Origin of the sequence: Methyloversatilis discipulorum, from assembly GCF_000385375.1 — a bacterium.
GTDB classification, from domain to species: domain Bacteria; phylum Pseudomonadota; class Gammaproteobacteria; order Burkholderiales; family Rhodocyclaceae; genus Methyloversatilis; species Methyloversatilis discipulorum_A.
Genome location: NZ_ARVV01000001.1, coordinates 3,522,799 through 3,535,567 on the forward strand (window position 1 = coordinate 3,522,799; position 12,769 = coordinate 3,535,567).

Here is a 12,769-nt window from a genome sequence, read left to right on the forward strand (position 1 = left end):
AGATGATGACGCTGCGCAGACTGCTCTGCGTGACCCTCGCCGGCGCCGTGTGCGCCGCGCCGGTTCTGGCCCAGACCTACAAGTGGAAGGACGCCCAGGGCCGCACCCACTACTCGGACACACCGCCGCCGGCCGACGCGCGCGCGGCGACCGAGAAGAAGCTGCAGCCCAGCGTGGTCGAACAGGGGCCGAGCTATGCCGAACGCGAGGCGATGAAGAACGCGCCGGTCACCGTCTGGCTCGGCAACGAGTGCGACAAGCTGTGCGAGTCTGCGCAGGCGCTGCTGAAGAGCCGCGGCATCGCCTACAGCGAACAGCGCATCACCACCGAAGAGCAGAAGCAGGCCTTCGCCACACGCTTCAAGGTGAAGGAAGCCCGCGTGCCGGCCATCGCCGCCGGCGCCGACCAGCTGATGGGCTTCAGCGCCGACGCCTGGACCCGCTTGCTGGATCGCGCCGGCTACCCGGCCAGGGGCAGTGCAAAGCCGCGACCGCCAAAACCGGCCGCGGCCGCGCCGGAAGCTCCGGCAGGCGCCACCGCGGATGACGATAGCCAGATCCCGGAGCCGCCCGTGCCGCGTTGAAGGGCCCGCCGGGCGCAACTGTTCAGTCTCCGGCGCAGATGGGACAATGCGGCGGCCCCGCGGGCCCCGCCCGCTCACCGTCTGCCCGCGACACCGATACCGATGAAGATTGCCTGCTGGAACGTCAATTCGCTGAAAGTCCGCCTGCCCCACCTGACCGACTGGCTCGCTGCCGAACAGCCGGACGTGGTGTGCCTGCAGGAAACCAAGACCGAAGACGCCAACTACCCGCGCGCCGAACTCGAGGCGGCCGGCTATCACAGCGCCATCAGCGGCCAGAAGACCTATAACGGCGTGGCCATCCTGTCGAAGCGGCCGGCCGAGGACGTGCAGATCGGCATCCCCGGCTTCGACGACGAACAGAAGCGCGTCATCGCCGCGACGGTCGATGGCGTGCGCATCGTGTGCACCTATTTCCCGAACGGCCAGGCGGTCGGCTCGGAAAAGTTCGAGTACAAGATGCGCTGGCTGGTCGCGCTGACCGACTGGCTGCGCGACGAACTCACCCGCCACCCGCAGCTGGCGCTGCTCGGCGACTACAACATCGCGCCCGAGCCGCGCGACGCCCACCCGGACTGGAAGGATGAAATCCACGTATCACCGCCGGAACGCGCCGCCTTCGCCGGCCTGGTCGCACTCGGTCTGACCGACGCCTTCCGCTTGTTCGAGCAGCCGGAGAAGACCTGGTCGTGGTGGGACTACCGCGCCGGCGCCTTCCGCCGCAACTTCGGCCTGCGCATCGACCACATCCTGCTGTCGGCGCCGCTGGCCGCACGCTGCACCGCCTGCGTCGTCGACAAGGCGCCGCGCAAGCTGGAGCGGCCGTCCGATCACGCACCGGTCATCGCCACGCTGTCATGAACGGACACACCGACGCACTGACCGCGATCTATCCGCTGCTCGCCGGCCTGTCGCCGGAAGCACGCGCGTTGATCGAGAGGGAAGGCCGCGCGATGGAGGTGCCGGCCGGCACCCGCATCTTCGACGAGCACCAGCCCTGCGGCGGTTTCCCCTTCGTGCTCGAAGGCCAGGTGAAGGTGGCGAAATCCTCGGCCAACGGCCGCGAGCTGCCGCTGTACCGCGTGCATGCCGGAGAGACCTGCGTCATATCGAGCGCCTGCCTGCTCGGCCACATCGACTACAACGCCCACGCGGTCGCCGAAACGCCGGCCCGGCTGCTGGTGCTGCCGACTTCGCTGTTCGACCGTCTGCTGTCGGAGCCCGCCTTCCGCCACTTCGTATTCGGCCTGTTCGCCGAACGCGTCGCCGAGCTGATGCAGCTGGTCGAAGCGATCGCCTTCCAGCGTCTCGACCAGCGCCTGGCCGCGCTGCTGCTCGGCCACGGTCAGACCCTGCACACCACGCACCAGCAGCTCGCCGACGAACTGGGCAGCGTGCGCGAAATCGTCAGCCGACTGCTGAAGAGCTTCGCCGAACAGGGCCTGGTCGCGCTCGGCCGCAACCAGATCGACATCCTCGACCCGGCCGGCCTGCGCGCGCTGGCCGCCGAACGCAAGTAGGACGGCACCGCTATGAACAGCACCGCTCTGCCGGACGTGGAGGGCGGCCTGTTCGACGCCCACCTGCACATCATCGCACCCGGTTTCCCGCTGATCCCGAACCAGGGCTACACGCCGGATTACTTCACCGTAGATGACTACCTCGCCCGCGCCAGGCCGCTGGGCATCACCGGCGGCGCCGTCGTGTCCGGCAGCTTCCAGGGCTTCGACCAGACCTACCTGCTCGACGCCCTCGCCCGCCTCGGCCCCGGCTTCGTCGGCGTGACACAACTGCCGGCCGACACGCCGGACGACGTCATCCTCGATCTCGATTCAAAGGGCGTGCGCGCCATTCGCTTCAACCTGCAGCGCGGCGGCTCGGAAGACGTATCCCAGCTCGAACACATGGCGCTGCGCGTGCATGAACTGTGCGGCTGGCACGTCGAACTCTACGTCGCCAACCGCCACCTCGCCGGCCTGCGCGCCCTGCTCGCGCGCCTGCCGAAAGTGTCCATCGATCACCTCGGCCTCACCGCCGAAGGTTTCGACGACCTGCTGTGGCTGGTCGAGCGCGGCATCAAGGTGAAGGCGACGGGATTCGGACGCTGTGACTTCGACGTTGCAGAGGCACTGCGCCGGATCGATGCGGTGAATCCGGAAGCGCTGATGTTCGGGACGGATTTGCCGTGTACGCGGGCGCCCAGGGTGTTTCGCGCCGAGGACATCAACCTGCTTGTGGCTCGGATTGACGGATACGAAGGGAGGGCACTTCGCGACAATGCAATGACGTTCTTTCGGACAAGCTCCGACTAACTGGCGAGCACCGTCAGTTCAGTCCACACAGGTTGGAGCCCAACACTTTCCATATAGGTTCCAAAATCCACAAAAGGCTTCCTACCAATGTCTCTCCTGGAGAACCAGGTCGCCTCACACTCTTGACACACATATACGAGAAGACCCGTTCTTCGTATCTGTGCATCAACTACATTGCCTTGCCCACACCGAGGACACAACATCGTTCAACCCCCGTTTCATTCACCGGACCGGGTAAGCGGTGATGATTTTATTGGTTCCCGGACGAACGATAATTTTGATGCTCTTCTCGCCTGCAGTTCCCACAACGCGTCCCATAGGGATGACATATGCGCCCGGATCATTCGGAAGCGGCGTGCTTCGATTAACCCATGCTTCATCCACCAGCCCCAATACTTCCTCTCGCCGAACATTGAATACGCTATGCGTAGTCTTGCCGGGATTTGGCACCGCGTGATCGAGAACATGCTTAATTCTATTGCCATGTACGGACCCCTGCCCGTATTCAAGGCCGGCTGGTGTCGTCCACGTTCGGGACACACGGTCGAATTCGAGCCTAATAGTGCTTGATGGATTATCTGTCGCACGCCCCTCACTAGTCGGGGGAACCTGAGAATCCAACTGCGACGCGCCCTGTCGATCTGGTAGTTGTCCTGCGCCCGCATCCAAAGGCACTCGTGGAGTCTCACTTGGCGGAGATCTAACGCCATGCTTCCATGCCCTCGTTATAAGCGTTCCACCGCCGACAACGGTGAGCGCTCCATCAGTGAATAGAGCTGCACGCATCCGCTGCGCTGCGTCGATCTCCCCGGCTGCCTCCAGTCGCGCTGCCTCGTCAAGCTGTGCCTTGATCCCTTGTTCGATCGTATCGATCGGCGACTGAAGAAACTGTCCGGTAGCAACTGCCAGCTGCGCCAGCGCGTCCCGGGCGGCGGGATCGACGGGCGCGCGTATCAGCAGGGTGCCAAGCTCGATCGTCCCGGCGAGTCCCGTGGCGACGGACTGTGCAGCGCCATCGACGACGTTGTAGACCATCGCATGGGTCATGCGCATGCGGTACATCGTCTCCAGCGCCTGGATGCTCGCAAGCTCCCGATCGGTAACGGAACCGGGCTCGATACGCCGCTCCTGGTAGCTCGCGACAGCGCGCGCCAGGTCGAGATAGGCTGCCTGACACGCCGTGCTCGACGGAGCCGAGCAGGCCGTCGACAGGGCTTCGTCGCGGTTGCGGTCGAGCGTGCCCAGCCGCCGCATTTCCATGCGGTCAGCGTCCGTGCAGCGGCTGGCGATCGAGCACTTCTGCCTAAGGCGCTCCAGCGCCTGTGATTCAGCGTGGGTCAGATAGTTGAACAGCGTGACGTTCTGCGCCGCCAGCGCACCCGACACCGCATTACCGCCCACACCTTCAGCGGCGGCTCCGCCGGCCATCATGCTGAGAGCGGTCAGCAGGGCGTCGCCGCCGGGGCTGCCGCTCAGCCCCAGGCTGGCATCGATCGGCCGTTCGACCAGTACTGCGGTCATCGCGCCGATGGCACCTGCCATCGGGTCACCGCCACGCGCTGCCTCGGCCATCGCGCCCAGTGCGCCGTGCGCGAGCAGGTGGCCGACGCTGCCGTGCTCGCCGAACACGCCGTCGCCGATCCGGCCTGCGCCCAGGGCGGAGGCCTGATTGACGGCCGAGTAGAGCAGCGCAGCTTCGAAGCTGCTGCCGGTCACCTCGCCGATCAGGCCGGAGGTCAGCGCCCGGGCGGCGAAGCGCTCGAGGGGATCGTTGAAGGTCGTGCCGGTCCACTGTGCGGATCCGGCACTGAGGCCGGCAGCGAGGCCGCTGTTCAGTGCGTTGCCGATGTCGAGACGACCGCTGGCCACCATCTGGCCGACCGACGACGAGATCGTCTGCGTCACGAAGGCGCTGGCCACGGTGTTGCCGAAACCGGCCGCACCCGCCGACGAGGCCGCCGCGAAAGCCGAACCGGGCGACGCGAAGCTGCCGATGAAGGTCGATACGTCCATGCCTATCATCGAGGCGACCAGGAAGCTGGTCGCCAGGCCCATCACGTCGCTGAAGCCGAAGTCCTTCTCGAAGCGGTAGTGCAGGTCGTCGCGCGCCACGTCGCGCACGAAACGGCTGCCCAGTTCATCGATCAGTTGCGCCTCGAACGCCGCGCTGCGCAGCTGGGTCTCTTCGGCGCTGTCGCCGAGCAGACGGAACTCGCCGGACAGCGACTGGATGCGATCGACATCGAGTGCCCAGTGCGCGGCCTGCATGAAACCGCCGGCCTGGACCTGGCTGCCTTCGACGATCAGCGTGCCGCCGTCGACCTTGAATTCCTCGTAGTAATAGGCCGAGCGCTTGCGGTTCAGCAGTTCGTCGGCGGTCACCGACAGCGTTCCGTCCGACAGCACGAAGCCGGTGTTGTCGACCGTGCTGCCGACGATGACGATGCCGACGTCAGCATCGAGCAGACCGCCCGGAATCACCGCAAGCTGAGATTGCCAGTCCTCCGGCAGATAGATCCACGGGCGCAGTGCGCCATCGCGCTCGACGTACCAGAGGATGGGCGATCTCAGCAGCGACTGCTGCGCCTCGCCGAGCGCCGCCCCCATCGGAATGCCGTGCTCGACGGCGAACGCATAGCCGTTGGCCGCCAGCAGCGTGCGCTGCTGGGCCTCGGGCGATTGCCCGGTCAGCGGGTCCCAGCTCAGCCCGGGCAATATCCAGCCACGGTGCGTAGTCGCGAGCAGCGCGTTGCGCAGCGCCGCCGCCTCCTCTTCGGGGGTCAGCGCGAACGGTGCGCTGCTGGCGAGGTTCGCCGGCAGCAGACGCATCAGTGCGGCGCCGCTGTAATCGCCCGGCGGCACGGCAAGACCGCCGTGGGCACCGTAGGCGGCGACGTCGATGGCGGCCGGCGGCAGCGACAGTTCGGCGGTGCGGTGGTAGTAGTCCGCGACCACGTCGAAGCCATTGCGGATGTGGTCGGCGCGTACCGCCATGCTGCCGGCGTGGATGCTGCCGGTATTGACGAAGGAGGACAGCGCCGCCGGAACGTTGCCCAGGCTGCCCGGCCCCTGGTCGATCAGCCGGGCGAGCGAAGCCAGCAAGAGAGCTGAACGGTCAGCCGACGGGACCGGGGCAGGCGGCGGAGGCGAGCCTCCACCCGGTGTGCCGCCGGCGGCGCCATCCGGAGGCTGGCCGACCGAAAAGTCCGCCCCTGCCTGGATGATGCCCGGCAGCACGCCCAGCTCGACGCTGCCGGATGCGCTGCGCATCCAGTCGATCGGGTCGAGACAGACGTCGGTGGCGACGTCGCCGCAGCTGCCGTCGTCGCCGAACTGGGTGTCCGGATCGATCAGCGAGTAGCGCGAGGACCAGGCCGCGCCGTAGCGCCTGTCTTCGTTCAGGAAGTCGGGCGCCGTGATATCGATGCGTCCGCCAGCGAGCACGCGCGCACCGCGATTGACGAAACGCTGCGCGCTGACTGTCAGGTCGCGTCCGGCCACCATGGTCGCTGGCGCCGCCGGCTGTTCGATATCGGCGCTGCAGACGCCGGCATACTCGGTTCGGCAGCCGTCGAAGTATTCGTAAGCGACCTCGACACGGCGGCTGTCGACCCGTGTTTCGTTGCTGACCTCTTTCGCTACGATGGTCAGATCGCGGCCCGCTTCGATCACCGACGCGTTGGCGAAGCGCGCGTCGAGCAGCACCTGCAGATCCCGGCCGGCCGCCAGCGTGTCGCGATTGACATAGTCGTCGGTGCCCGACCCGTTCGTGGTTGCCGTGCCTGCGAGCAGTTGCGTGCGCAGCGTGTCGTGGCCGCTCAGGATGTCCGGCGCGTCGAGCAGGTAAAGATCACTGGCGGCGCGGAACAGCCGGCCACTCACCTGCGGCGGCTCATGTTCGTCAGGAACCGGCGCAAACAGAAAGAGGTCGCGCCCGGCCGATGCGTTACCGGACGCAGCGGACTGCTGCGGCTCCTGCCACAGGAACAGGTCACGCGCTGCGACCAGCGAGCCGCCCTCGTTGTCGGCCGCGTTCACGAACAGATCAAGTCCGGCCGACATCGTGCCGGCGTTGAGCATCCGCACTGGCGCCCGCTCGTCATCGATCGCGCGACTGGAATGAGCGCCCGTCAGATGGCGCTGATGATCGGGCACGCGCACTGTCGCCGCGGCTGCGTTCATCGTGCCGCCCGAGCGGATGACACCCGTGTTCAGGCCCATGCCGAGACCGGACATCGACAGCGCGCCGCCGGCCTCGATGCGCCCGGCGTTGCGCAGCGCCGTCCAGCCGTCAGAGTTGTCGCCGACGAAGCCCAGACCGATGTCGCCACCCGCGCTCATGCTCGCGGCCGCCGCGAGATCGAGACCGGTGCCGACGAAGTGCAGATGGCGGCCAGCCTCGACCGACGCGGACAGCGCGGAGTCCATGGCGCCGATGTTGTAGAACTCGACGTCTCTCCCCGCGCTTACCGCGGCGTCGAGCAGCACGGTCTGGCGCGACGCGATCAGGATGTCGGCGGCCGCGAGCAGCGGCGCAGAGGTGCGCACGCCGATGTTCTCGCCCATCGCTATCAGCTGGATGCTGCCGGCGCTGACGGTCTGGCCGATGTCGATGGCGATGAAATCATCGCTGCCCTGCGGATACGCCGCGAGGTCGTCCGGGACCAGCGACGTGCTATCGACCACGGCCCGGCCTGCAAACAGCCGTGCGTCGCCGGTCGTGCGCAGCTCGCCACGCGTGCGCACGGTCTGCGCGACCAGGTCTATGCGCGCCGCCAGCGCGGCCAGCCCGCTGGCACCGATGTCGATGCGGCCACCGGTCACGTCGAAATGCAGTGCGCCGTCTGCCCAGACCGGCCGACCGGTCGTCAGCTGCACGTGCGGCGTGCCGACGAAGCCGCAGCCGTCACAGCTGATGCCGTTCGGATTGGCGATGACCAGACGCGCCGCTTGTCCGGCCACTTCGATGTGCCCCAGCAGCGCGCTTGGTCGATTGCCAGTCACCTCGTTGACGATGAGGCTTGCTGCCGCACCACCAAGATTCGTGTTGGCCGGCACCGATCCGACCAATGCTGAACTGGCTCCCGTCGGTGCATTGTTCAGCACCAGCCCACGTGCAGGTACATCGAAGGCCGACCAGCGGTTGTGCGATGTGCCGCGCGCATCGGCGGCCACGATGTCGACGACTGACACGCCCCCGACCGTTCCGACGCGCGCCTGCTGATGCGCGGCGGCCGTCGCGTCCGGCGTCAGGTCGGCACGCACGGGCAGCGAAGCCATCAGCATGACGACGGACATCGATGCCGCAAGGTGGCGACGGATCGAGCGCATGGAGGCCTCCTGTCTCACGGTCGCGAGCCCATGGCTTCGTGGAGGATCTCGTCGCCCAGTGCGCGCGCCTGCGCCAGCGCCGATTCGCGCAGGAAGAGCGCGCGCAGCGTTTCGCGCGCGCTTTCGAAGGACGGCCGCTGCGTATCGCGCACCGCTTCGAGCAGCACGAGGGCCCAGCTGTCGGCCAGCGCCAGTGGCTCGCTCACTTCTCCGGGCGCGAGATGCGGGAGCACCCGGGCAATCTCCAGCGGCAGACCGTTCGTATGCCCGACGGTCGGCGGCGAGGCGAAGCCGATCCAGCCCAGTTCGCCGCCGCGCGCGGCCGACGGCACGCGCGACAGTTCGCCGGCAAGCTGCGCGAACGGAACGCCGGCCTTCGCACGCTCGTGCGCCCGCCTCACCGCCGCGGCGTCATCGCTCTGCAGCAGCCTGATGCGGTACTCCTGCGGCCCCGTCCTCCCGATCAGATCGCGATAGCGCGCCTGCAGCGCCTGTTCGCTCGGCTCGACGGGCCGGATGCGGCTGCCGACGTAGGCGTCGATCGCCGCCTGCCTACGGTCTGGGTCGGAAGCGCCGGTACCATCGTCGAAACCGGCTGCCAGCGCGCGCCGCCACAGCAGGTCGAGCGCGAGGGTCTGCGTGGCGGCGGCCGCGGCCGTGCGTTGGTCCGGCGGACTGGCGGCGGACACAGCTACCGCGAATGCCAGCAGCGTGGCGCAGACGAGGGCTCGAAACGGGGTCATCGTGTGCTCCGTGCGTGTCCGTCAGATGGCATAGCCGAGGGCAAAGCGAATGGTCCAGCCACTGTCGGGAAGCGCCTCGGGGCGCCGTAGCGGCGTGCTGATGACGGCTTCCCATACGAAGTCCGGGGTGCTGCCGCGCACACCGGCTCCGGCGCCCGCCAGCGTCATGCGCGCCCCTTCGATCAGCCGCGTCGCGCCCTGATCGAAATGGACGAACGGTGTGGCCACCCGAGTGTCGCGGCCGAAAACACCCGGGAAGCGCACTTCGCAGCGCAGCAGGTAGCCGGTATCGCCGGCCACCGCTGCCTCGTCGAAGCCGCGCACCGTGTTCAGCCCTCCGAGCAGCAGCTGTTCTGCGCCGGGCAGGCTGACGCCGGTGCGCTGTAGCGTCAGTTGCGACGCGAATTCGATGCGCCCGCCGTCGTCCCTCGCCACGGCCGCAGCGGCCAGCGACCACTTGGCGAACTGGTAGTGGGTGTGACTGGCTGGCAGTCGCTCAGCATCGACCTCGGCGCCGAAGGACCGCAGCCCGACCGACAGCGAAGGTTCGACGAAGTACTGGACGTGGCCGAAGCGCCCGGTCCGGCTCCACGCAAGACGCGCCACGGTGCTGCGGCGGGTGTCGAGTTCGACCGGTCCGAGCGTGCGTGCGATGCGCGTGCGCTGGACGCTCAGATCGAGCGCGTCGCGTCGCTCTGCATCGAGGGTGAGCACGCGGTTCCAGCCGATGACGGCAGTCCGTGCTGAGCTGTCGAAGGACAGCCCGGCAAGCGTGCTGTCCGAACTGGAGCCGGACAGCGTCGCCGACCAGGTATTGAAGCCATCGGGCACCGACAGCGACGCCAGCAGGGCCTCACTGTGGGCGCTGCGCAGATGCATGAGCTGGATGTCCTCGAACAGTCCGAGGCGATTGCCGAAGCGCAGGCCGACGCGGGCGCGGCCGGTTCCGGTCGACCGCGTGCCCAGATTGTCCGCGCCGATGGAGACCGAGGTGCTCTGCCCGGGCCGCAGCGCGAGATCGATCACGCTGCGGCCGTCCTGTGCGCCGGGCAGCACACGCACCTGAGCCTGCACCATGCGCAGCCGGTTGATCTGCTGTACGCCCTGTTCGAGCGCCTCCTGCGTCAGTACATCACCGGGAGCCAGCGGAAAGGCCCGCGCGACCGCCGACGGTGGCGCATCGGTCGAGCGGATGACCTCGACACGACCGGGCACGACTTCGATACGGAGCAGATTTCGCGCAGGGTCGAGGGTGGCCAGACGCGACCGGCTGGTGATCCAGCCTGCTTCGACCAGCCGGGCGTCCAAGCGGCGAAGCAGCAGCGCGATGCGGCGTACGCCGAGCGGCACAGCGGAGAACTCGTCGGTCAGCGAGGCCAGCACATGCGCCGGCAACAGGCCTGCGGCGTCGATCTCTATCGATGGCCGCTCGATCACGACGCCGTCCTCGACGACCGAGTCGGGCCGCACGTGCAGCGCCGGAGCGGGTGCGTCCGCAGGTGGCAGTGCGTCGCGTTCCAGTCGCGAGCGCTCCGCGGCCTGACGCTGTTCGTCGAGCAGGCGCTCGGCTGGCTCCCGCGCATGCACCTGGAGCGTGCCGAGCAGCGCAAGGATGCAGCACACGATGCAGCGGGCGAGCGACATGTCTGACGACCTCGTTCACGACGATCGCGCCACTATCCATATGTCATTTTCAGATGTCAACAGCGCTGGCCGGACAGCTGCAGCGACCCTGCGCACGCTGTGTAACCTGGGTCACTGAAGGCGGATGGCTCCGCGCGGAGCATGGCGTTACACCTTACCTACTCGGGAGAACGATCATGAAAAGCAATGTGGGCGGCATCGACAAGATCCTGCGCATCGTCGTCGGCGCCGCGCTGATCGCGCTGGCGGCGATGGGCCAGATAGGCGTGTGGGGCTATATCGGCGTGGTGCCGTTGCTGACCGGGCTGTTCAATTTCTGCCCGGTCTATCCGCTGCTGGGCATCAGCACCTGCGGCATCCGCAAGGACGCCTGAGGAGTTCAGCGGCGCTCGGCGCAGTGGTTGGCGATTCGCACGTAGTCAGCGACTTCGAGGGTTTCGCCGCGGCGTGACGGGTCGATGCCCAGCGCGTCCCAGTCCGCCGTATCGAGGTGCTCGCGCAGCGTGTTGCGCAGCGTCTTGCGGCGCTGTCCGAAGGCGGCCTTGACGATGGCCGACATCAGCAGCGGATCGCGTGCGGTCAGCTCTTCGACCGGGCGCGGACGCAGATGCACGATGGCCGACATCACCTTGGGCGCCGGCCGGAAGGCGCCCGGCGGCACGTCGAACAGGTGGGCACATTCGAAGCGGTACTGCAGCATGACCGACAGCCGGCCGTACTCGTCGGAGTCCGGCGCGGCAACGATGCGATCGACCACTTCCTTCTGCAGCATGAAGGTCATGTCGCGCACGTGTTCGGCGTGCTCGGCGAGGTGGAACAGCAGCGGGCTGGAAATGTTGTACGGCAGATTGCCGATCACCCGCACGTCGTCGCCAAGCGCGCCGAAGTCGAACTTCAGCGCGTCGGTTTCGTGTATTTCGAGCTTCGACGCCAGATCGCCCTCGCGCAGACGCTGCGCGAGATCGCGGTCGATCTCGACGACGTGCAGGCGATCGATCCGCTCAGTCACCGGCCGCGTCATCGCGCCCAGCCCCGGGCCGATCTCTACCATCACCTGACCGGGTTTCGGATCGATGGCCGCGACGATCTTGCGGATGATGTTGCCGTCGACCAGGAAGTTCTGGCCGAAGCGTTTGCGGGCGCGGTGCTGTTCCATCAGTGCCGGCTCATCGCAATGGCCGCCTCCACCGCCTCGATCAGACTGCCGGCATCGGCGCGGCCGCTGCCGGCCAGGTCGAGCGCGGTACCGTGATCGACCGAGGTGCGGATGATGGGCAGACCGAGCGTGATGTTGATGCCGTGGCCGAAGGTCGCGTACTTCAGCACCGGCAGGCCCTGGTCGTGGAACATCGCAAGCACGGCGTCGGCGCCGTCCAGGTGGCGCGGCACGAACAGCGTGTCGGCCGGCAGCGGGCCTTCGAGGTCCATGCCTTCGGCGCGCAGCGTGTCGAGCACCGGCGCGATCACGTCGATCTCCTCGCGCCCCATGTGACCGCCCTCGCCGGCGTGCGGATTCAGGCCGGCGACAACGATGTGCGGTCGGGCGATATCGAAGCGCGTACGCAGGTCGGCGTCGAGGATGCGCAGCGTCTGCGTCAGCGATTCGCGGGTGATGGCGGCTGGCACGGCGGACAGCGGCAGGTGCGTGGTGGCGAGCGCGACGCGCAGCCAGGGGCCGTCGGCGTTCGCGCCGGTGCGGCCGGCCAGCATCATGACGACGCGCGGCGTGCCGGTGCTGTCGGCCAGGTATTCGGTGTGACCGGAGAAGGGCACGCCGGCGTCGTTGATGACGCCCTTGTGCAGCGGCGCGGTGACCATGGCGGCGAACTCGCCGCTGACGCAGCCGTCGCGGGCGCGGTCGAGCAAGGACAGCACGTAGCGGGCGTTGGCGACGTCGAGCCGTCCAGCCGCCGAGGGCACGGCCAGCGGACTGTGCAGCACTTCGAGCGCGCCGTCGTCGGCGTCGCTTGCCGGGTCATACGCGCGCAGTTGCACCTCTAGACCGGCCGCCTGTGCGCGTTCTGCAATCAGGCCTGCATCGCCGAGCACCACCAGCCGGGCGGCGAAGCGTCGGCCGCTCAGGGCCGCGCACAGTTCGGGGCCGACGCCTGCCGGTTCGCCGCTGGTGACTGCGATGCGGGGACGGTTCACCGCG

At 67.8% G+C, this 12,769-nt stretch carries 11 protein-coding genes; 5 read left to right on the forward strand and 6 right to left on the reverse strand.

The genetic code is table 11. The features are described from left to right. The first annotated feature begins 5 nt into the window (after positions 1 to 5). From METRZ18153_RS0116395 to METRZ18153_RS0116410, 4 genes are all read left to right on the forward strand, one after another. Complete coding sequence (locus tag METRZ18153_RS0116395; RefSeq protein WP_043364288.1) at positions 6 to 584, forward strand: DUF4124 domain-containing protein; 579 nt, start codon at positions 6 to 8, stop codon at positions 582 to 584. Between the two features lie 102 nt (positions 585 to 686). Then, positions 687 to 1,445 carry an exodeoxyribonuclease III gene (xth, locus tag METRZ18153_RS0116400; RefSeq protein WP_020165760.1) on the forward strand — a complete coding sequence of 253 codons (759 nt, stop codon included), beginning with the start codon at positions 687 to 689 and terminating at the stop codon, positions 1,443 to 1,445. Continuing rightward, a complete protein-coding gene (locus METRZ18153_RS0116405) occupies positions 1,442 to 2,104 on the forward strand; it encodes a Crp/Fnr family transcriptional regulator (protein WP_020165761.1) in 663 nt (220 codons plus the stop codon). Before xth ends, METRZ18153_RS0116405 begins: the two co-directional genes overlap by 4 nt. A gap of 12 nt (positions 2,105 to 2,116) precedes the next feature. Beyond that, positions 2,117 to 2,896: an amidohydrolase family protein gene (locus METRZ18153_RS0116410; protein ID WP_020165762.1), complete on the forward strand. Its 780-nt coding sequence runs from the start codon at positions 2,117 to 2,119 to the stop codon at positions 2,894 to 2,896. Here the strand turns inward: METRZ18153_RS0116410 and METRZ18153_RS21310 are convergent. The 4 genes from METRZ18153_RS21310 to METRZ18153_RS0116425 are packed head-to-tail and all read right to left on the reverse strand — an operon-like array spanning position 2,893 to position 10,614. After that, entirely contained in the window at positions 2,893 to 3,099 is a 207-nt protein-coding gene (locus tag METRZ18153_RS21310) for a zf-TFIIB domain-containing protein (protein WP_081629108.1), read from the reverse strand. The two genes, METRZ18153_RS0116410 and METRZ18153_RS21310, sit on opposite strands and share 4 nt — an antisense overlap. Before the next feature lie 19 nt (positions 3,100 to 3,118). Next, positions 3,119 to 8,227 carry a two-partner secretion domain-containing protein gene (locus tag METRZ18153_RS0116415; RefSeq protein WP_020165763.1) on the reverse strand — a complete coding sequence of 1,703 codons (5,109 nt, stop codon included), beginning with the start codon at positions 8,225 to 8,227 and terminating at the stop codon, positions 3,119 to 3,121. A 14-nt stretch (positions 8,228 to 8,241) separates the two neighbouring features. Next, complete coding sequence (locus METRZ18153_RS0116420) at positions 8,242 to 8,970, reverse strand: peptidylprolyl isomerase (RefSeq protein WP_020165764.1); 729 nt, start codon at positions 8,968 to 8,970, stop codon at positions 8,242 to 8,244. A gap of 21 nt (positions 8,971 to 8,991) precedes the next feature. Further along, complete coding sequence (locus METRZ18153_RS0116425; protein WP_020165765.1) at positions 8,992 to 10,614, reverse strand: ShlB/FhaC/HecB family hemolysin secretion/activation protein; 1,623 nt, start codon at positions 10,612 to 10,614, stop codon at positions 8,992 to 8,994. 176 nt (positions 10,615 to 10,790) lie between these two features. Between METRZ18153_RS0116425 and METRZ18153_RS0116430 the strand changes: the two genes are divergently transcribed. Then, positions 10,791 to 10,988, forward strand: a complete 198-nt coding sequence (locus METRZ18153_RS0116430) for a YgaP family membrane protein (protein ID WP_020165766.1) — start codon at positions 10,791 to 10,793, stop codon at positions 10,986 to 10,988. A 5-nt stretch (positions 10,989 to 10,993) separates the two neighbouring features. Here the strand turns inward: METRZ18153_RS0116430 and rsmA are convergent, their stop codons facing one another. Then, positions 10,994 to 11,770 carry a 16S rRNA (adenine(1518)-N(6)/adenine(1519)-N(6))-dimethyltransferase RsmA gene (gene rsmA / locus METRZ18153_RS0116435; RefSeq protein WP_020165767.1) on the reverse strand — a complete coding sequence of 259 codons (777 nt, stop codon included), beginning with the start codon at positions 11,768 to 11,770 and terminating at the stop codon, positions 10,994 to 10,996. Next, on the reverse strand, positions 11,770 to 12,765 hold the full coding sequence (gene pdxA, locus METRZ18153_RS0116440) for a 4-hydroxythreonine-4-phosphate dehydrogenase PdxA (protein ID WP_020165768.1): 996 nt from the start codon (positions 12,763 to 12,765) through the stop codon (positions 11,770 to 11,772). The genes rsmA and pdxA overlap by 1 nt, the downstream gene beginning before the upstream one ends. Positions 12,766 to 12,769: the final 4 nt, after the last annotated feature.